This window comes from Streptomyces sp. NPDC048436 (genome assembly GCF_043200355.1).
GTDB lineage: Bacteria > Actinomycetota > Actinomycetes > Streptomycetales > Streptomycetaceae > Streptomyces.
The window spans coordinates 249,176-269,068 of record NZ_JBICXP010000001.1; the positions used below are offsets into that span (position 1 = coordinate 249,176).

General features: G+C 69.5%; 14 protein-coding genes and 1 tRNA gene. 10 read left to right on the plus strand and 5 right to left on the minus strand.

Annotated elements, in window-relative coordinates; genetic code table 11:
* Positions 1-325 precede the first annotated feature (325 nt).
* Together ACGFX9_RS01225 and hrpB are read left to right on the plus strand one after the other, a co-directional pair.
* A complete protein-coding gene (locus ACGFX9_RS01225) occupies positions 326-1,156 on the plus strand; it encodes a class I SAM-dependent methyltransferase (RefSeq protein ID WP_393463125.1) in 831 nt (276 codons plus the stop codon).
* A gap of 4 nt (positions 1,157-1,160) precedes the next feature.
* Complete coding sequence (gene hrpB, locus ACGFX9_RS01230; protein WP_393463126.1) at positions 1,161-3,734, plus strand: ATP-dependent helicase HrpB; 2,574 nt, start codon at positions 1,161-1,163, stop codon at positions 3,732-3,734.
* On the opposite strand, the gene ACGFX9_RS01235 is transcribed toward hrpB, so the two are convergent.
* The 4 genes from ACGFX9_RS01235 to polA all read right to left on the minus strand — a co-directional run bounded on the left by ACGFX9_RS01235 (position 3,724) and on the right by polA (position 9,744).
* Complete coding sequence (locus ACGFX9_RS01235) at positions 3,724-4,725, minus strand: DUF3068 domain-containing protein (protein WP_393463127.1); 1,002 nt, start codon at positions 4,723-4,725, stop codon at positions 3,724-3,726. The genes hrpB and ACGFX9_RS01235 overlap by 11 nt on opposite strands.
* 61 nt (positions 4,726-4,786) lie before the next feature.
* Positions 4,787-4,921, minus strand: a complete 135-nt coding sequence (locus ACGFX9_RS01240) for an SPW_0924 family protein (RefSeq protein WP_393463128.1) — start codon at positions 4,919-4,921, stop codon at positions 4,787-4,789.
* A gap of 167 nt (positions 4,922-5,088) precedes the next feature.
* Positions 5,089-6,807: a lytic transglycosylase domain-containing protein gene (locus ACGFX9_RS01245; protein WP_393463129.1), complete on the minus strand. Its 1,719-nt coding sequence runs from the start codon at positions 6,805-6,807 to the stop codon at positions 5,089-5,091.
* Between the two features lie 195 nt (positions 6,808-7,002).
* Entirely contained in the window at positions 7,003-9,744 is a 2,742-nt protein-coding gene (gene polA, locus ACGFX9_RS01250) for a DNA polymerase I (protein WP_393463130.1), read from the minus strand.
* Between the two features lie 122 nt (positions 9,745-9,866).
* Between polA and ACGFX9_RS01255 the strand changes: the two genes are divergently transcribed.
* The 7 genes from ACGFX9_RS01255 to ACGFX9_RS01285 all read left to right on the plus strand — a co-directional run bounded on the left by ACGFX9_RS01255 (position 9,867) and on the right by ACGFX9_RS01285 (position 18,922).
* On the plus strand, positions 9,867-12,146 hold the full coding sequence (locus ACGFX9_RS01255) for an FdhF/YdeP family oxidoreductase (protein WP_393463131.1): 2,280 nt from the start codon (positions 9,867-9,869) through the stop codon (positions 12,144-12,146).
* Positions 12,147-12,192: 46 nt separating this feature from the next.
* Positions 12,193-12,666 (plus strand): PaaI family thioesterase, encoded by a 474-nt coding sequence (locus ACGFX9_RS01260; RefSeq protein WP_393463132.1) that lies wholly within the window; start codon positions 12,193-12,195, stop codon positions 12,664-12,666.
* 569 nt (positions 12,667-13,235) lie between these two features.
* Positions 13,236-14,450 (plus strand): branched-chain amino acid ABC transporter substrate-binding protein, encoded by a 1,215-nt coding sequence (locus ACGFX9_RS01265; RefSeq protein WP_393465504.1) that lies wholly within the window; start codon positions 13,236-13,238, stop codon positions 14,448-14,450.
* Between the two features lie 131 nt (positions 14,451-14,581).
* Positions 14,582-15,511, plus strand: coding sequence for a branched-chain amino acid ABC transporter permease (locus tag ACGFX9_RS01270; protein ID WP_393463133.1), 930 nt, complete (start codon positions 14,582-14,584; stop codon positions 15,509-15,511).
* Positions 15,512-15,516: 5 nt separating this feature from the next.
* Positions 15,517-17,310, plus strand: a complete 1,794-nt coding sequence (locus tag ACGFX9_RS01275; RefSeq protein WP_393463134.1) for a branched-chain amino acid ABC transporter permease — start codon at positions 15,517-15,519, stop codon at positions 17,308-17,310.
* Positions 17,307-18,209: an ABC transporter ATP-binding protein gene (locus ACGFX9_RS01280; RefSeq protein WP_393463135.1), complete on the plus strand. Its 903-nt coding sequence runs from the start codon at positions 17,307-17,309 to the stop codon at positions 18,207-18,209. Before ACGFX9_RS01275 ends, ACGFX9_RS01280 begins: the two co-directional genes overlap by 4 nt.
* Entirely contained in the window at positions 18,206-18,922 is a 717-nt protein-coding gene (locus tag ACGFX9_RS01285) for an ABC transporter ATP-binding protein (RefSeq protein WP_393463136.1), read from the plus strand. The genes ACGFX9_RS01280 and ACGFX9_RS01285 overlap by 4 nt, the downstream gene beginning before the upstream one ends.
* An 87-nt stretch (positions 18,923-19,009) precedes the next feature.
* Here the strand turns inward: ACGFX9_RS01285 and ACGFX9_RS01290 are convergent, their stop codons facing one another.
* The gene (locus ACGFX9_RS01290) at positions 19,010-19,666 is read right to left on the minus strand and encodes an ANTAR domain-containing response regulator (RefSeq protein WP_393463137.1); all 657 of its coding nucleotides are present in this window, start codon (positions 19,664-19,666) and stop codon (positions 19,010-19,012) included.
* 98 nt (positions 19,667-19,764) lie between these two features.
* Between ACGFX9_RS01290 and ACGFX9_RS01295 the strand changes: the two genes are divergently transcribed.
* A tRNA-Leu gene (locus tag ACGFX9_RS01295) sits at positions 19,765-19,847 on the plus strand.
* Positions 19,848-19,893 lie beyond the last annotated feature (46 nt).

Consider the following 19,893-nt stretch of genomic DNA (forward strand, 5'->3'; position numbering starts at 1 on the left):
ATTCCTGAGTTTCCGAAGAAACGGAAGGCGCCTCGACAACCGAGGGGACATGCAACAGATGCGAGCGCATCCTGCTAGGTCTGAGGACGGCAGGCTCGCAGCGCAACTTGTAGCATACGGGGGCAGCCGGACAGGGTCAATGCGCGAAGGCGCACACCCAGGGCGGAACGCCGCATACCCGGCACAAATGCTGTCGCATGAGGCCACACGGGCCGCACCGCGCCCTGTCGCGACCGCTTTCGACCAGCCCCGCCACCGCCCCACCACTGCCCCACCACTGCCCCGCTGCGACGAGTCGCGACAAGCCAGACGGAAGAGTACGACGATGGAGCCGATCATCCAAGAGTCCCAGCTGCCCGAGACGCCCGAGCCCGAAGCCACCCGGCGTGACGCCGACGTCACGGAGAGCAGTCGCGCCAATCGCGGCTGGTGGGACAGGAACGCGGACGACTACCAGGTCGAGCACGGCACCTTCCTGGGGGACGACCGGTTCGTGTGGGGACCCGAGGGCCTCGACGAGGTGGAGGCCGAGCTGCTCGGCCCGCCCGAGGACCTGGCGGGCAAGGACGTCCTGGAGATCGGGGCGGGAGCGGCGCAGTGCTCGCGCTGGCTCGCCGCGCAGGGAGCACGTCCCGTCGCCCTCGACCTCTCCCACCGGCAGTTGCAGCACGCGCTGCGGATCGGTGGCGGGGTGCCGCTGGTGGAGGCGGACGCGGGGGCGCTGCCGTTCGCCGACGGAAGCTTCGACCTCGCGTGCTCCGCGTACGGGGCGCTGCCGTTCGTCGCCGATCCGGTGCGCGTCCTCAAGGACGTACACCGCGTGCTGCGGCCCGGCGGCCGGTTCGTGTTCTCGGTGACGCACCCGATGCGCTGGGCCTTCCCCGACGAGCCGGGGCCCGAGGGCCTCTCGGTCGCGGCCTCGTACTTCGACCGCACTCCTTATGTAGAGCAGGACGAGAACGGAAACGCCGTCTACGTAGAGCACCATCGGACGGTCGGCGACCGGGTGCGGGACGTGGTGGCCGGCGGTTTCCGCCTCGTCGACATCGTCGAGCCGGAGTGGCCCGCGTGGAACACCCAGGAGTGGGGCGGCTGGTCTCCGTTGCGCGGGAATCTGATCCCGGGGTCGGCGATCTTCGTCTGCGTACGAGACTGAGTGCGTGATCCGTCTCCGTAACGACGCCCTGGACCTGCCCGTGAGCGGCGCGCTGCCCGCGCTGCGTACCGCTCTGGAGGGGCCGGGCAGCGCCGTGCTGTGCGCGCCGCCGGGGACGGGCAAGACGACGCTGGTGCCGCTGGCGCTCGCCGGGCTGCTCGGGGACGCGCCGGTACGTCGTGTGGTGGTCGCCGAGCCACGGCGCATCGCCGCTCGGGCCGCCGCGCGCCGGATGGCGTGGCTGCTCGGCGAGAAGGTCGGGGAGAGCGTCGGGTACACGGTGCGCGGCGAGCGTGTGGTCGGGCGCGACGCGCGCGTGGAGGTCGTCACGACGGGTGTGCTGCTGCAGCGGATTCAGCGGGACCAGGAGCTGGCGGGCGTCGACGTGGTGATCATCGACGAGTGCCATGAACGGCATCTGGACGCCGACACCGTGGCGGCGTTCCTGGTCGACGTACGGGCCGCGCTGCGGCCCGAGTTGCGGCTTGTGGCGGCGTCCGCGACGACGGACGCCGCGGGGTGGGCGCGGATCCTCGGGGACGCTCCCGTGGTGGAGGCCCACGGGGTCTCGCATCCGGTGGAGGTCGTCTGGGCGCCGCCCGCGCGCCCGGTGCGGCCGGCACACGGGATGCGGGTGGATCCGGTGCTGCTCACGCATGTGGCGTCGGTGGTGCGGCGTGCGCTCGCCGAGCGGGACGGGGACGTGCTGTGCTTCCTGCCCGGGGTCGGCGAGATCGCGCGCGTGGCCGGTCAGTTGGCGGACGTGCCGGCCGAGGTCCTACAGGTGCACGGGCGGGCGCCTGCCGCGGTGCAGGATTCGGTGCTCGCGGGCTCGGCGCCGGGCGCGCGCCGGGTTGTCCTCGCGACGTCGGTGGCCGAGTCCTCGCTTACGGTGCCCGGGGTGCGGGTCGTCGTCGACTCGGGGCTCGCGCGTGAGCCGCGCGTCGACCACGCGCGGGGGCTGAGCGCGCTGACGACGGTACGGGCTTCGCAGGCGTCGGGCCGGCAGCGGGCGGGCCGTGCGGGACGTGAGGCGCCGGGGGCCGTGTACCGGTGCTGGGCGGAGGCCGAGGACGGGCGTCTGCCGCGCTTTCCGGCGCCGGAGATCAAGCTGGCCGACCTTTCCGCGTTCGCCCTGCAGGCGGCCTGCTGGGGGGATCCTGACGCCTCCGGGCTCGCGCTGCTGGACCCCCCGCCGGGTGGGGCGATGGCCGCTGCGCGGTCCGTCCTGACGGCGGTCGGCGCGGTGTCCCCGGAGTCGGGGCAGGTCACGGACCGCGGGGCGCGGATGGCGCGGGTCGGGCTGCACCCCCGCCTGGCGCGGGCGCTGCTGGACGCGGCTCCCCTCGTCGGGGCGCGCCGCGCCGCCGAGGTGGTGGCCCTGCTCAGCGAGGAGCCCCCTCGTGAGTACGGGGATGACCTGGCGGCGGCCTGGCGCGCGGCCCGGCGGGGCGGTGACGGTTACGCGGCGCGTTGGCGCACGGAGGTGCGGCGTCTTGCCGCTGCGGGAGCGTCGCCTCCCGGAGCTGGTACCCCGGACCCGGCAGCGGCCTCTGCGCCCACCCGTATCCCCGGAGCAGACAAGCACGACAGGGGCGATGAACAGGTCGCAGGCCTCGTCGCCGCCCTCGCGTTCCCCGAGCGGGTCGCCCGGCAGGTGGGAGACGGGACGTACCTCATGGTGAACGGGACCCGCGCCGAGGTGCGGCCCGGGTCCGCGCTCACCGGCGCCGAGTGGATCTCCGTGGCCGTCGCCGACCGGCCCGTGGGCGCGGGGCACGCGCGCGTGCTGCTCGGCGGGCACATCGACGAGGACGCCGCCCGGAGCGCGGCGGCACCCCTGTACGGCGAAGGGGACGAGGTCGCCTGGGCCGACGGGGACCTCGTGGCGCGGCACATCGAGCGGCTCGGGGCCGTGGAGCTGACGGTGCGGCCCCTCAAGAAGCCCGCCCCCGGCCTCGTACGCGAAGGGCTCCTGGCGGGGCTCAAGGAGGAAGGGACCTCTCTCCTGCACTGGTCCCAGGGCGCGCGGGAGTTGCGCGAGCGGCTGGCCTTTCTGCACCGGCATCTCGGTGCGCCCTGGCCCGACGTGTCCGAAGACGCCCTGCACGCGCGCGTGGACGAGTGGCTGGAGCCCGAGCTTTCGAAGGCGCGGCGCCGGGCCGATCTGCGCCGCATCGACGCGGGCCAGGCGCTCAACCGGCTGCTGCCCTGGGCCACCGGCGAAGCCACCCGCCTCGACGCGCTCGCCCCGGAGCGGGTGACGGTGCCCAGTGGGTCCAGGATCCGGATCGACTACGCCGAGCCCGAACAGCCCGTCCTCGCGGTGAAGTTGCAGGAGATGTTCGGGCTCGCCGAGACCCCCCGCATCGCGGACGGCGCCGTGCCTCTCCTCGTGCATCTGCTGTCCCCCGCCGGGCGCCCCGCCGCCGTCACCGCCGATCTCGCGTCCTTCTGGAGGGACGGCTACCGGGCCGTGCGGGCCGAGCTGCGCGGGCGTTATCCGAAGCATCCGTGGCCGGAGGATCCGGCGGCGGCGCAGGCGACTCGGTTCACCAACGCGCGGCTCAGGCGTTGACCGGTTCCGGTTCGGGCGCCGCCGTGGGTTCGGGCTCGCCGGGCCTGCGGCTGCGGGCCTCGAGCCAGAGGGAGAGCGCGAGCAGGAGCAGGCCGAGACCGAGGAAGCCCCAGGGCAGATAGGACGTCATGAGGAGGACGAGGACGCGCTGGGACTTCACCAGGTCGACCGTGTCCTTGATGTAGTCCTCGCGCATCTTCACGTGCCCGGCGAAGACGGTGACCTTGTCGCGGTCGCCGAGGAGTGTGCCGCCGCGCAGCTCGTTCTTCTGGATCTCTTCTCCGTAGACGGGCGCCCCGGTGGTCGGCTCGACCCAGAACTTGCGGATGGTCGTGTACCAGCGCGTCGTGCCCGTCTTGTCGAGGGACTCCGGAGTGATGCCCTTGATGGGCATCGTCTTGGGCATGGGGACCTTGGTCCAGGGGATGGTCTGCTCGAAGTAGTAGACCTTCACGCCGCGGAACGTCTGGGTGCCCTTGTAATGGATGGGCTTGGTGACGCGGGCCTGGGCATCGAAGTACTCGTAGTCCCGCTTCTCGGTCAGGAAGGGCCACTTGAACTCGATGCCCTGGCGTTTGACCGCGTCGCCGTCGACCATCTCGCCGGCGGCGTGCACCGGTTCCTGGCTGTGCGCGTCGAAGATGTAGCGCTCGGGGACCTTGGAGACCATCTTGCCGTCGGGGCCCTGGACGTAGGAGAGGGCGTCCCAGACGACGACGTCGCGGGAAGAGTCCTCATCGGTCTTCTCGATCTTCTCCGAGGCCTCCACGTTGCCCTTGAGGGTCTGTACGACGGTGACCTTGGAGACCTTCTTGGCCGTCATGGTGCCGTAGTCGACGAGGGTGGGGTTCTTCGCCTCGAGCACCGCCTCCTGGTACTGGCTGGGCGGGATCTTGGCAAGGCGCGGGAAGGCGTACCAGCGCATCAGCGGGGACATCGCCGTGAAGAACACGGCGAAGGCGAGCAGGATCAGGCTGGCCTTGCGGCGCATCGCGGCGGCCCTCCCTACGGAGACGGGCGGTTGGCGGTCATGGGTGCCGGTGGACGGGCGCTCATGGGTGCTTGGGGACGGTGGTGAGCAGTGGCTCGGGCGATGTCTCGCCGGGCGGGGAGCCCATGGCCGTGATCGTCAGGACCAGGGCGAGGGCGACGGCAAGTCCGGTCGCGGCGGCGATGAGAGCGCGCATGCGGATCCTCCCGAGGCGGGAAAACGTTGACGGACCATGAGCTGACAGGGCGTCAGGGCTGGGGCACCGTAGCAACGCGGCGGCGAGATGAGAACACGTTGCACACAGACGAACGCCCCTGCGCCGGGCGGGCGCAGGGGCGTTGCATGCAGGACGTGCCTGTGCGGCTAGGCCGCCGGAGCCGCCACCTTCAGTTCGACCGTGAGCGTCGCGCCGCCCGCGGTGGTGACGCGGAGCAGGAACGTGCCCGCCGTGTCGTCGGCGTACATCTTCGGGAGCTTCAGCACGCCGTTCGCGTCCGTCTTCAGGGTCTTGAGGGTGCGGACGGGCTTGCCGTCCGCGTCCTTGAAGTACGGGCCCTTGTCGTTGGCCGTGGCGTCGCCCGCCGACTTGATCATGGTGGCGGTGGCCGCGACCCGGTCGGCGGCCGCTCCCTTGTACGTCGCCTTGACCTCCACCTGGTCGGCAAACTCGGCGCCCGGCGCGCAGGTCAGCGCCTTGTCGCTGGTCCTGGCCAGGGCGTCGGCCTGACGCGCGGTGACCGTTGCCGTGTAGTCGATGCCGGGCAGCGAACGCCCGACGACGGTGGCGCGCACCGTGAACTCGCCCGTCTTCTCCCCCGCCTTGAGCGCCGGCGCGGTGGCTTTGCCCGTGGCGCTCGTGGTGACGGTCGCGGTGGTGGCGCCGCCCGGGAAGCGAGCGTCGGTGTCGCCGACGATCGCGAACTTCACCTTGGCCTTGGCCACCGCCGAACCCGAAGTGGACTGCGTACGCACCTCGACACGCTCGGCGAAGGAGTCGCCCGCCGTCGCGGAGAGCTTGCCGGTGCCCGCGTCCTTCAGGCTCGCCACGCGCTCGGCGGGCGTGGGGGGCGCGGGGGTCTCGGAGCCGCCGCCGTTCGACGGCGGGGTCGGGCTGGTGCTGCCACCGCCGTTGCCGGGCTTGCTCGGTTTGTTCGGTTTGCCGGACCCGGACCCGGATCCGGAGCCGGGCGGCTTCGGCGAAGGGTGGGGCGAGGGCGAACCGGACGCCGGAGGCGTCGGACTCGGGCTCGCGCCCGGGGTGTTGACGTCGCTGCGGTCGGTCGGCAGGACGCCCGTGCCGTCGGGGATCTCGTGGGTGCCCTTGCGGTAGAACTCCAGCCACGTCAGGACCGTGTTCAGGTACTCCGTGGAGTGGTTGTAGCTCAGGATCGCCTTGTTGAGATCGCCCTGGACGGACAGATCGCGGTCGCCGGCGCAGAGATAGCGGCCGGCGGCGAGCGCGGCGTCGTAGATGTTGTTCGGGTCCTTCTTGCCGTCCGCGTTGCCGTCCTGCGCCCAGGTGTCCCACGTGGAGGGGATGAACTGCATGGGGCCGACCGCGCGGTCGTGCGTCTTGTCGTCGTCGTACGCGCCGTTGTCGGTGTCCGTGATCTTCGCGAAGCCGTTGCCGTTGAGGACCGGGCCGAGGATCGGGGCGAGCGTCGTGCCGTTCGCGTCCACACGGCCGCCGCGTGCCTGGCCCGACTCGACCTTGCCTATCGCGGCGAGCAGTTGCCAGGGGAGGTTGCAGCCCGGCTTGGAGGTGGCGAGGGACGCCTCGGCCTTCTTGTACGCGTCGAGGACGGTGGCCGGCAGGCCCGCGTCCTTCGCGTCGCTGCTGCCCTCCGGCGCTCCGGTCGGCGGGACCGGGCTTTTCAGCTCCGGCAGGTCGGTGTAGTACGGCGAGTTGCCGGTCGCGGAGTCCTCGGCCGGTGGCGTGGCGCCGGACGCTCCCGCCCGCTCGTCGCGAGGGATGTCCGTCACGCCCGGGGCCTGGGACGCCGCGAGCGCCGCCACCGCCGCCGCGGCGACCGCGGTGGTCACCGCTCCCCTGCGCAACCGCCTGCCGAATACCGCCGCCATGACCGTGGACCCCTCCCCTGGACGACTCTGCGTGCCGCCGCCCGCACTCTCGTGCTCCCCTGCGGGCCGACTCAGGCGACACTACGACAACTTCCAGCGCCCAGACACCCGTTCGCGCCCGATTTTCACCGGTTGGCCGAGTGTTGTTCGAGCGGTGTCCCGGGAGGGGCGTGGGCCCGCCCAGGCCCGACGCGGTCAGTGTGCGGCCGACTCCCAGTCCGCGCCCACGCCCACCGAGACATCCAGGGGAGCCCGAAGCGACGCCGCGCCCGCCATCTCGCGGCGGACGATCTCCTCGACCTGAGCGCGCTCGCCCGCGGCGATCTCCAGGACGATTTCGTCGTGGACCTGGAGCAGCATCCGCGACCTCAGATCCGCCTTCTGAAGCGCGCTGTCGACGTTCAGCATGGCGATCTTGACGATGTCCGCCGCCGTGCCCTGGATGGGCGCGTTCAGGGCCATCCGCTCGGCCATCTCGCGGCGCTGGCGGTTGTCGCTGTTGAGGTCGGGGAGATAGCGGCGGCGGCCCAGCATCGTCTCTGTGTAGCCCGTCGCGCGGGCCTCGTCGACGGCTCGGCGCAGATAGTCGCGGACGCCGCCGAACCGCTCGAAGTAGGTGTCCATCAGCGCGCGTGCCTCGCCCGCCTCGATGTTCAGCTGCTGGGAGAGACCGAACGCCGACAGGCCGTACGCCAGGCCGTACGACATGGCCTTGATCTTGCGGCGCATCTCGGCGTCGACACCGGAGCGCTCCACGCCGAACACCTGCGAGGCGACCGTGGTGTGCAGGTCCTCGCCCGACGCGAACGCCTCCAGGAGGCCCTCGTCCTCGGAGAGGTGGGCCATCACCCGCAGTTCGATCTGGCTGTAGTCCGCGGTCATCAGGGACTCGAAGCCCTCGCCGACCACGAAACCGCGGCGGATCGCCCGGCCCTCGTCCGTGCGGACCGGGATGTTCTGGAGGTTCGGCTCGGTGGACGACAGGCGGCCCGTCGCCGCCACCGTCTGGTTGAACGTGGTGTGAAGGCGGTGGTCCGCGGCGATCGACTTGATCAGGCCCTCGACCGTGACGCGGAGCTTCGCCTGCTCGCGGTGGCGCAGCATGATGACCGGCAGTTCGTTCTCGGTCTGGGCCGCGAGCCAGGCCAGGGCGTCCGCGTCCGTGGTGTACCCGGTCTTGGTCTTCTTCGTCTTGGGGAGGTTCAGCTCGCCGAAGAGGACTTCCTGGAGCTGCTTGGGCGAGCCGAGGTTGAACTCGTGCCCGGCCGCCGCGTGCGCCTCCTTCACCGCCTGCTGCACGGCGCCGGCGAACTGCTGCTCCATCGCCTCCAGGTGGGCGCGGTCCGCCGCGATGCCGTGCCGCTCCAGGCGGGCCAGGAGGATGGACGTCGGCAGTTCGATGTCCTTCAGGAGGTTGCCCGCACCGACCTGCGGCAGTTTCTCGCCGAAGGCCGTGCCCAGGTCGAGGATCGTGCGGGCCTGCGACATCAGCGCGTCGGCCTCGGCTTGGTCGTCCTCTTCTGTACCGAAGGAGAGCTGTCCGTCCGGCGCCGAAGCGGGGGCGAGCTCCCGGCCGAGGTACTCCAGCGAGAGCGCGTCAAGGGCGAAGGAGCGGCGGCCCGGCTTGACCAGGTACGCGGCGAGCGCGGTGTCCATGCTGACGCCGTTCACGGTCCAGCCGTGCTCGGGGAAGACCCGCATCACGGCCTTGGCGTTGTGCAGGACCTTGGGCTTCTTCGGGTCACGGACCCATGCCGCGAACGCGTTCTCGTCGGACTCGTCCAGGCGGGAGGGGTCGAACCAGGCCGCCGCTCCCCCGGCCGCCGCGAGGGCCACCTCGGTCACCGAGCCCGCGCCGAGCTGCCAGGTGTCGACCGTGGCCATACCGAGGACCGCCTTGCCGTGCTCGGCGAGCCAGGGGCCGAGCTCGCCCGCGCCGATCACGGTGCCGTCCAGCTCGACGCCGGGCTCGGCCGGGGTCTCATCGGCCTCCTCCGCGCCGGGGTCGACGGCGAGGAGGCGCTCGCGCAGCGAGGGGTTGCGGATCTCCAGGGTGTCGAGGACCAGGGCGAGGGCCGTGCGGTCGTACGGAGCGCGCTGGAGGTCGCTGATCGTCTTGGGGAGTTCGACGTCGCGCACCATCTCCGTGAGACGGCGGTTCAGCTTCACCGCGTCCAGGTGGTCGCGGAAGTTCTGCCCGGCCTTGCCCTTGACCTCGTCCGCTCGCTCGACGAGATCCGCGAACGAACCGAACTGGTTGATCCACTTCGCGGCGGTCTTCTCGCCGACACCGGGGATGCCGGGGAGGTTGTCCGACGGGTCGCCGCGCAGGGCCGCGAAGTCCGGATACTGGCTGGGCGTGAGGCCGTACTTCTCGACGACCTTCTCCGGGGTGAAGCGCGTCAGCTCCGATACGCCCTTGGTCGGGTACAGCACGGTCACGTGGTCGCTGATCAGCTGGAAGGAGTCGCGGTCGCCCGTGACGATCAGGACCTCGAAGCCGTCCGCCTCCGCCTGGGTGGCGAGCGTGGCGATGACGTCGTCCGCCTCGAAGCCGTCCACCGCGAACCGCACGGCGTTCATCGAGTCGAGCACCTCGCCGATCAGCTCGACCTGGCCCTTGAACTCGTCCGGGGTCTTGGAGCGGTTCGCCTTGTACTCCGGGAACTCCGAGGAGCGCCAGGTCTTGCGCGAGACGTCGAACGCCACCGCGAAGTGCGTGGGCGCCTCGTCGCGCAGCGTGTTCGCCAGCATGGACGCGAAGCCGTAGATCGCGTTCGTCGGCTGGCCCGTCGCCGTCGTGAAATTCTCCGCGGGCAGCGCGAAGAACGCCCGGTAGGCCAGGGAGTGCCCGTCCATGAGGAGCAGGCGCGGACGCTGCTCGCCACTCGGCTTCGTCGCGGTCTCGGACTTCTTCTTCGCTGCTTTTTCTGCCACGTCCCCGATCCTGCCACGCCCCACTGACACTCCGGTCCAACCCTCACCCGCCGCCGCACTGTCAGTGCCGCGTGGGAGGATCGAAGACGTAGCTCACGTACGTGCTCGAAGGGGAGCCGACCATGGCAAGCAAGCCGCCCAAGGGTGATCCGGTCCAGGACGCGCCGCAGGTCGCGCAGGCGCAGCACGCGGCGGCCGGCCTCCCCGCCATCGGTCACACCCTGCGCATGGCCCAGCAGCAGATGGGGGTGCGCCGCACGGCGCTGACCCTGCTGCGGGTCAATCAGAAGGACGGCTTCGACTGCCCCGGCTGCGCCTGGCCCGAGCCGGAGCACCGGCACAAGGCGGAGTTCTGCGAGAACGGCGCGAAGGCGGTCGCCGAGGAAGCCACCCTGCGCCGCGTCACCCCCGACTTCTTCGCCGCGCACCCCGTGGCCGACCTCGCCACCCGCAGTGGGTACTGGCTGGGGCAGCAGGGCCGCCTCACCCGCCCGATGTATCTGGCGCAGGGCGCCGAGCGCTATGAAGCCGTCTCCTGGGAGCGGGCCTTCGACATCGTCGCCGAGGAACTGGCCGCGCTGGACAGCCCGGACGAGTCCGTCTTCTACACGTCGGGCCGCACCAGCAACGAAGCGGCGTTCCTGTACCAGCTGTTCGCCCGCGAGCTGGGCACGAACAACCTCCCCGACTGCTCGAACATGTGTCACGAGTCGTCGGGCTCCGCGCTCACCGAGACGATCGGCGTCGGCAAGGGCAGCGTCCTCCTCGAAGACCTCTACAAGTCGGACCTGATCATCGTGGCCGGGCAGAACCCGGGCACGAACCACCCGCGCATGCTCTCCGCCCTGGAGAAGGCGAAGAATAACGGCGCGAAGATCATCACGGTCAATCCGCTGCCCGAGGCGGGCCTGGAGCGCTTCAAGAACCCGCAGACCCCGCAGGGCATGTTCAAGGGCACGGCCCTCACCGATCTCTTCCTGCAGATCCGCCTCGGTGGCGACCAGGCGCTGTTCCGTCTCCTCAACAAGCTCATCCTGGAGACGGAAGGCGCGGTCGACGAGGAGTTCATCCGCGAACACACCCATGGGTACGAGGAGTTCACCGGGGCCGCGCGCGGCGCCGACTGGGACGAGACCCTCGCCGCGACCGGCCTGGCCCGCGAACGCATCGAGGAAGCACTCGCCATGGTGCTCGCCTCCAAGCGCACCGTCGTGTGCTGGGCGATGGGCCTGACGCAGCACAAGCACGCCGTGCCGACCATCCGCGAGGTCGTCAACTTCCTTCTGCTGCGCGGCAACATCGGCCGCCCCGGCGCGGGCGTGTGCCCGGTGCGCGGGCACTCCAACGTGCAGGGCGACCGCACGATGGGCATCTTCGAGCGGCCCGCGCCCGCCTTCCTGGACGCCCTGGAGAAGGAGTTCGGCTTCGCGCCGCCGCGCGAGCACGGCTTCGACGTCGTCCGCGCGATCAGGGCGCTGCGGGACGGCGAGGCGAAGGTGTTCTTCGCGATGGGCGGCAACTTCGTGGCGGCCTCACCGGACACGGAGGTGACGGAGGCGGCGATGCGCAAGGCCCGCCTGACCGTCCATGTGTCGACGAAGCTGAACCGCTCGCACGCCGTCACGGGCGCACGCGCCCTGATCCTGCCGACCCTCGGCCGCACCGAGCGCGATCTGCAGGGCAGCGGCGAGCAGTTCGTCACCGTCGAGGACTCCATGGGCATGGTGCACGCGTCCCGCGGCCGCCTGGAGCCCGCGAGCGCGCACCTGCTCTCCGAGCCTGCCATCGTGTGCCGCCTCGCCCGCCGTGTCCTCGGACCCGGATCGGCCACGCCCTGGGAGGAGTTCGAGAAGGACTACGCCACGGTGCGCGACCGCATCGCGCGCGTCATCCCCGGCTTCGAGGACTTCAACACGCGGGTGGCGGACCCCGCGGGCTTCGCCCTGCCGCACGCCCCGCGCGACGAGCGCCGCTTCCCGACGGCCACCGGAAAGGCCAACTTCACCGCGGCGCCGGTCGAGTTCCCCGCCCTCCCCGAAGGGCGGCTGCTGCTCCAGACGCTGCGCTCGCACGACCAGTACAACACCACGATCTACGGCCTTGACGACCGCTACAGGGGCATCAAGAACGGCCGCCGTGTCGTCCTGGTCAACCCCGAGGACGCCCGCGAGCTGAACCTCGCCGAGGGGTCGTACGCCGACCTCGTCAGCGAGTGGAAGGACGGCGTCGAGCGGCGCGCGCCCGGCTTCCGGATCGTGCACTATCCGACGGCCCGTGGCTGCGCGGCGGCGTACTACCCGGAGACGAACGTACTGATCCCGCTGGACGCGACCGCCGACACCAGCAACACCCCCGCCAGCAAGTCCGTCGTCGTGCGCCTGGAACAATCGGGCACCGACTGAGCGTTCGCTCAGCCACAGGTGAGGACGACGAACGGAGCCGGGCCCGATGGGTGAGCAGCACAGCGTGAAGTTCCCGCAAGAGGTCATCGACGAGTACGCCGCGCTGGGCGTCGACCTGCCCGCCCTGTTCTCCGCGGGCGACCTCGGCACCCGGATGGGCGTCCAGATCATCGAGGCCTCCGCCGACCGCGTCGTCGGCACCATGCCGGTCGAGGGCAACACCCAGCCGTACGGCCTGCTGCACGGCGGCGCGTCCGCCGTGCTCGCCGAGACCCTCGGCTCGGTCGGCTCGATGCTGCACGGCGGGAGCAAGAAGCTCGCCGTAGGCGTCGACCTGAACTGCACGCACCACCGCGGCGCGCGTTCGGGCCTGGTCACCGGCGTGGCGACGCCCGTGCACCGGGGCCGCTCCACGGCGACGTACGAGATCGTGATCAGCGACGAGCAGGACAAGCGGGTGTGCACCGCGCGCCTGACCTGCCTGCTGCGCGACGTGGCGCCGAACGGCTCGGCGGGCTGATCCCGCAGGCGGTACGCCTCCAGCACAGAAACAGGCGGGACGCCTCCAGCACAGAAACACGCGGGACGCCTTCAGCACGGAAACAGGGCCGCGCATCACGGTGCGCGGCCCTCTGCTTTGCACAGGGCTCCTCGGCCGCCCCTCACCCTGCGTAACAAGCACGACATACGCCGGCCTCGATCACGTCATCGCACGCCGCGCCCGCCCGCACCCCGGCGCAGCCGCACGGGCTTCCGCGCCGCATCGGCCCATGTCAGTAGCAATACCGCCTCAAGCCCCTTAGCGGAACTGCAAGTTCTCACAACGTGGACACCTGGCGACGCCACTGGTGGTGTACGCCGTAGGTGGGGCCCCGCCCCGTTTCACCTCGGATAACAAGACAGTCACATCCTCTGCCAGCTTCTCCCCGAGCCCTTCACCTGCGTTTAGAGTCACGGCCAGTCACCGCGCCGCCGGGCGCGAACTGAATTGCACGGCCCTGTACCACCACCAGTACGGCCCGGCGATCTCCACGGCACCTCAGCAGAGGAGCCGCGCCAGGGAAAGGACCAATCGTGCGAAACCGTTCCGTGCTCCTCCTCACCACGGTATTGACCACCGGGGCACTCACCCTCACCGCCTGCGGCTCGCGCGACGACGACAAAAAGGACGGGGGCAGCGACGGGGACAAGAAGACCGTAGTCATAGGCTTCGACGCCCCCCTCACCGGTGACCTCTCCGCGCTCGGCATCGGCATGCGCAACTCCGCCGAACTGGCCGTCAAGAACGCGAACAAGGAAAACCTGGTCGACGGCGTCGAGTTCAAGCTCGAGCCCCTCGACGACCAGGCTCAGCCCTCCGTCGGCGGCCAGAACGCCCAGAAGTTCATCAGCAACAAGGACGTCCTCGGGGTCGTCGGCCCGCTGAACTCCAGCGTCTCGCAGTCGATGCAGAAGCCCTTCAACGACGCCAACCTCACCCAGATCTCGCCCGCCAACACGGGAACCGAGCTGACCCAGGGCGACGGCTGGAAGACCGGCGACAAGAAGCGCCCCTTCAAGTCCTTCTTCCGCACGGCCACCACCGACCAGGTCCAGGGCCAGTTCGCCGCCAACTACCTGTACAGCAAGGCGAAGATCAAAAAGGTCTACCTGATCGACGACCAGAAGACCTACGGCGCGGGCCTCGCCGCCTCCTTCAAGAGCACCTACACGGAGCTCGGCGGCACCATCGTCGGCAACGACCACGTCAACCCCGAGGACCGCGACTTCAAGTCCGTCGTCTCCAAGGTGAAGAAGACCGGCGCCAAGGCCGTCTACTACGGCGGTGAGTACCCCGCCGCGGCGCCCCTGAGCCAGCAGCTCAAGGAGACCGGCGCCAACATCCCGCTCATGGGCGGCGACGGCATGAAGAGCGACGAGTTCCCCAAGCTCAACAAGAAGGCCGAAGGTGACTTCGGCACCTCCGTCGGCGCGCCCGTCGAGCAGCTCGACTCCGCGAAGACCTTCATCTCGCAGTACAACAAGAGCTACAAAGAGAACATGGAGACCTACGGCGGCGGCACCTACGACGCCACGTGGTCCATCATCCAGGCGGTCAAGGTCGCTGCCGACGACAACGACGGCAAGCTGCCCGACGATGCCCGCGCCAAGGTCCTCGGCGCGATGAGCAAGGTCAAGTTCGACGGCGTGACCGGCGCCGTCTCGTTCGACGAGTACGGCGACACCACGAACACCATGATGACGGCCTACGAGATCAAGTCCAACAAGTGGGTTCCGAAGTTCAGCGAGGCGTACAAGAAGTAGGCGCACACCGTGCGGGCGGCCACGAAGTCTCCCCCGCCCGCACGACAAGGGCATTGACCACGACCGCGCGGGAGCGCTACGAGCGCTCCCGCGCGGCGCCATATCCGAACCACCCACACGGAGGCCCTGCGGTGCACGAACTGCCGCAACAGCTGGCCAATGGACTCATCCTCGGCGCGATGTACGGTCTCATCGCGATCGGCTACACGATGGTCTACGGAATCGTCCAGCTCATCAACTTCGCCCACGGCGAGATCTTCATGGTCGGAGGGTTCGGCGCTCTCACCGTCTTCCTCTGGCTCCCCAGCGGATTCTCTCTCCTGGCCGCGATACCCCTCATGATCATCGGCGGCATCATATGCTCCGTCGCCGTGGGCACCGCAGCCGAACGCTTCGCCTACCGGCCACTGCGCGGCGCACCCCGCCTCGCCCCGCTGATCACCGCCATCGGGCTGTCCATCCTGCTCCAGCAAGCAGTGTGGAAGTGGTACCCGGAAGCCAAGAAGGACCGTTCCTTCCCCCAGTTCTCCGGCAACGCCATCGACGTCTTCGGCATCAGCATCCAGCGCGGTGACCTCTTCCTGATCATCGCCGCACCCGTCTGCATGCTCGCGCTCGGCTTCTACGTCAACAAGACCCGCACCGGCCGAGGCATGCAGGCCACCGCCCAGGACCCCGACACCGCCAAGCTGATGGGCATCAACACCGACCGCATCATCGTCATGGCCTTCGCCATCGGTGCCGCGTTCGCCGCCGTCGCAGCAGTCGGATACGGCCTCCACAACGGCCAGGTCGGCTTCAAAATGGGCTTCATCATGGGCCTCAAGGCCTTCACCGCAGCCGTCCTCGGCGGCATCGGCAACATCTACGGCGCCATGCTCGGCGGCATCGTCCTCGGCGTCGCCGAATCACTCGCCACCGGCTACATGGCCGACGTACCCGGAATGGAACTCTTCGGCGGCGGCGCCTGGAAGGACGTCTGGGCCTTCGCGCTCCTCATCCTCGTCCTCCTCCTGAGGCCCCAAGGGCTACTCGGCGAACGCGTCGCGGACAGGGCGTGATACCCATGACCACGAAAACCGACACCACGCCCACGCCCGTCCTCCGGCTGCCCGAAGCCACCGCGCGACTCGGCGTCCTCATCGGCTCCGCCGCAGCCCTCATCGGCACCTTCCTCGCCTGGACCTGGACCAGCGCGTTCCCCGGCGACCTCACCGTCACCGGCTACCCCGGCGGCCTCCAGGTCATCACCCTCGCCGGCTCCGCGCTCGCCCTGCTCTTCACCCTCTCCGGATACGGCATCCGCGGCCTGAGCTGGCTCACCCCCGGCGGCACCAACAGCCCCGTGCTCTTCCTCACCCTCGGCGTCCTCGGCACCACCGGATACGCCATGGGAGCCATATCCCAGCAGCTCGGCGGCGTCGTCAACCTCGACCCCGGGGCATGGGTCTCCGGCATCGGCGCACTCATCGCCGTCATCGCCGCCCTCGGCCTCCCCGTCGACCTGCCCCCCGAGGCCGGAACCGGGGAGAAGGAGAACGCCTGGCAGCGCCTGCGCACCAGCCTCAAGGCACCGAATCCGCCACGCGCCAAAGAACTCCCGGCGTGGGCCGAACTCCTCATCATCGCCGCCTCGTTCGGCGTCGGCCTGTACATCTTCGCCTACGGCATCGACGCCTACTCCGAACTCTTCATCGGGTTCCTGATCACCACCTCCTTCGGCGCCACCGCACTGTTCCGAGCAGGCCTCATCGCCCGCCTCAACACGCTCACCGCCAAGCACCGCAACGTCACCCTCGCCTCGGCACTCATCGCCGCCGCGCTCTTCCCGTTCACCCAGACCGACGAGTCGTACGCCCTCATCGGCGTCAACATCCTCATCTTCGCGACCGTCGCCCTCGGACTGAACGTCGTCGTCGGCCTCGCCGGCCTCCTCGACCTCGGCTACGTGGCCTTCCTCGGCGTCGGCGCATACACCGCCGCCCTCGTCTCGGGCTCGCCCCAGGCCTACTTCGGCGTCCAGTTCCCCTTCTGGGCCGCCGTCCTCGCCGGCGCCGCCGCCTCACTCGTCTTCGGCGTCCTCATCGGCGCCCCGACCCTGCGGCTGCGCGGCGACTACCTCGCCATCGTCACCCTCGGCTTCGGCGAGATCTTCCGCATCACCATGAACAACCTCAACGGGAACAGCGGCCCCGACCTCACCAACGGCTCCCAGGGCATCCCGAACATCCCCGACCTCGAAATCTTCGGGTTCAACCTCGGAATCTCGCACGACGTCGCCGGATTCGCCCTCGGCCGGTCCGCCAACTACTACCTCCTGATGCTGCTGTTCACGGCAGTCGTCGTCCTGGTCTTCAGGCGCTCCGGGGAATCCCGCATCGGACGCGCCTGGGTCGCCATCCGCGAGGACGAGACCGCGGCCACCGCCATGGGCATCAACGGCTTCCGGGTGAAGCTCATCGCCTTCGCCCTCGGCGCGACCCTCGCCGGCTTCGCCGGCAGCGTCCAGGCCCACGTCTCCTACAGCATCACCCCCGAGCAGTACCTCTTCGCCAACACCGTGCCGCCCAACTCCGCCTTCCTGCTCGCCGCGGTCATCCTCGGCGGCATGGGCACCATCAGCGGCCCCCTCATCGGCGCGGCACTGCTCTACCTCATCCCGGCCAAGCTGCAGTTCCTCGAGGACTTCCAGCTCCTCCTGTTCGGGCTCGCACTGATCCTGCTCATGCGCTTCAGGCCCGAAGGGCTCGTCGCCAACAAGCGCGCCCAGCTCGAGTACCACGAGACCGGCCAGCTCGACGTACCGGACCAACAGCAACTGCCCGAAGGCACCGTCGGCACCAGCAAGGCGGGGGCGTGAACACCATGACCGCGACGACCACCACGGACACCGTCCTCGACGCCAGCGGTGTCACCATGCGATTCGGCGGCCTCACCGCCGTCCACTCCGTCGATCTCACCGTCAACAGCGGCGAAATCGTCGGGCTCATCGGGCCCAACGGCGCGGGCAAGACCACCTTCTTCAACTGCCTCACCGGGCTGTACGTCCCCACCGAGGGCAAGGTCTCGTACAAAGGGCGCGTCCTGCCCGCCAAGCCCCACCTCGTCACCGACGCGGGAATCGCCCGCACCTTCCAGAACATCCGGCTCTTCGCCAACATGACCGTCCTGGAGAACGTCCTCGTAGGACGCCACACCAGGACGAAGGAAGGCCTCTGGTCGGCCCTCCTGCGCGGACCCGGATTCAAGAAGGCCGAAGCCGCATCCCACGCCCGGGCCATGGAACTCCTCGAGTTCATCGGCCTCGCCCACAAGGCCGACCACCTCTCCCGCAACCTGCCCTACGGCGAACAGCGCAAGCTGGAGATCGCCAGGGCACTGGCCAGCGAGCCCGGTCTGCTCCTCCTGGACGAGCCCACCGCCGGCATGAACCCGCAGGAGACAAGGGCGACCGAAGAACTCGTCCTGTCCATCCGCGACCAGGGCATCGCCGTCCTCGTCATCGAGCACGACATGCGCTTCATCTTCAACCTCTGCGACCGCGTCGCCGTCCTCGTCCAGGGCAAGAAACTCGTCGAAGGCACCTCCGAAGTGGTCCAGGCCGACGAACGCGTCGTCGCCGCCTACCTCGGAACACCCTTCGAGGGCGCCCCCGGCGACGCCGAACTCGCCGAGGTGGAAGCCGCGGAGGCCAACGCCTCAGAGGCACAGAGCAACACCGGGAGCAAGACGACCGGTCCGGAAGGAGCAGCCCAGTGACCGCACTCCTCGAGGTCGAAGACCTCAGGGTCGCCTACGGCAAGATCGAAGCCGTCAAGGGCATCTCCTTCAGCGTCGAGGCAGGCCAGGTCGTCACCCTGATCGGCACCAACGGCGCGGGCAAGACCACCACCCTGCGCACCCTCTCCGGGCTCCTCAAGCCGCTCGGCGGGAAGATCACCTTCGACGGAAAGCCGCTCAACACGGTCCCGGCACACAAGATCGTCGCGCTGGGACTCGCCCACTCCCCCGAAGGCCGGCACATCTTCCCCCGGCTCACCATCACGGAGAACCTCCAGCTCGGCGCGTACCTCCGCGACGACAAGGCGGGCATCGAGAAGGACATCCAGCGCGCCTACGACCTCTTCCCCATCCTCGGGGAACGACGGAAGCAGGCGGCGGGCACCCTCTCCGGCGGCGAGCAGCAGATGCTCGCCATGGGCCGCGCCCTCATGTCCCAGCCGAAACTGCTCATGCTCGACGAACCCTCCATGGGCCTCTCGCCGATCATGATGCAGAAGATCATGGCGACCATCGCCGAGCTCAAATCCAACGGCACGACCATCCTGCTCGTCGAACAGAACGCGCAGGCCGCGCTCTCGCTCGCCGACCATGGTCACGTCATGGAGGTCGGCAAGATCGTCCTGTCCGGTTCGGGCAGCGATCTGCTGCACGACGAGTCCGTGCGGAAGGCGTACCTCGGCGAGGACTGAGCGGCTTCGTACGTATTCGTACGTATACGACAAGGCCCGCACCCCGGCTTCGGGGTGCGGGCCTTGTCGTACGACGTGAACCAGGGGCTACTGCCCCTTGGACGCCTTCTTCTCGTCGGCGTCCTCGATGACCGCCTCCGCGACCTGCTGCATCGAAAGACGCCGGTCCATCGACGTCTTCTGGATCCAGCGGAACGCGGCGGGCTCCGTCAGGCCGTACTCGGTCTGCAGGATCGACTTCGCGCGGTCCACCAGCTTCCGCGTCTCAAGACGCAGAGTGAGGTCGGCGACCTCCTTCTCCAGCGTCTTCAACTCCGTGAAGCGCGAGACGGCCATCTCGATCGCCGGCACGACGTCGGTCTTGCTGAAGGGCTTCACGAGGTACGCCATCGCGCCCGCGTCCCTGGCCCGCTCGACCAGGTCACGCTGCGAGAACGCGGTCAGCATGAGCACCGGGGCGATGGACTCCTCGGCGATCTTCTCGGCCGCGGAGATGCCGTCCATGACGGGCATCTTCACGTCAAGGATCACCAGGTCCGGCCGGTGCTCCCGGGCCAGCTCGACGGCTTTCTCCCCGTCTCCGGCCTCGCCGACGACGGTGTAACCCTCTTCCTCGAGCATTTCCTTGAGGTCGAGCCGGATAAGAGCCTCGTCCTCGGCGATGACGACACGGGTCGTCAGCGGAGGCACGTGCGACTTGTCGTCGTCATCGGCTACGGGCTGGGGCGACTCGGGGGAAGTCACGGGGGCTCCTTGTAACGGGCCGGGCAGGTACTGCTGCCTCTGCAGCCTACCTAGCTGCGGCGCTGTGCGGTGACCCGGTATAGTTCCGGCAGTGGCTGGCCGGGTTGGTGGAACGGTATACACGGAGGTCTCAAACACCTCTGCCTGAAAGGGCTTGCGGGTTCGAGTCCCGCACCCGGCACTTCAAGTGGAGGTCCACGTTCGCGTGGACCTCTCTTTTTTTATAC

Coding starts and splice junctions, on each gene's coding strand:
- ACGFX9_RS01225 (WP_393463125.1), top strand. CDS start 326: ATGGAGCCGATCATCCAAGAGTCCCAGCTGCCCGAGACGCCCGAGCCC.
- ACGFX9_RS01235 (WP_393463127.1), bottom strand. CDS start 4,725: ATGCGCCGCAAGGCCAGCCTGATCCTGCTCGCCTTCGCCGTGTTCTTC.
- ACGFX9_RS01240 (WP_393463128.1), bottom strand. CDS start 4,921: ATGCGCGCTCTCATCGCCGCCGCGACCGGACTTGCCGTCGCCCTCGCC.
- ACGFX9_RS01245 (WP_393463129.1), bottom strand. CDS start 6,807: ATGGCGGCGGTATTCGGCAGGCGGTTGCGCAGGGGAGCGGTGACCACC.
- ACGFX9_RS01255 (WP_393463131.1), top strand. CDS start 9,867: ATGGCAAGCAAGCCGCCCAAGGGTGATCCGGTCCAGGACGCGCCGCAG.
- ACGFX9_RS01260 (WP_393463132.1), top strand. CDS start 12,193: ATGGGTGAGCAGCACAGCGTGAAGTTCCCGCAAGAGGTCATCGACGAG.
- ACGFX9_RS01275 (WP_393463134.1), top strand. CDS start 15,517: ATGACCACGAAAACCGACACCACGCCCACGCCCGTCCTCCGGCTGCCC.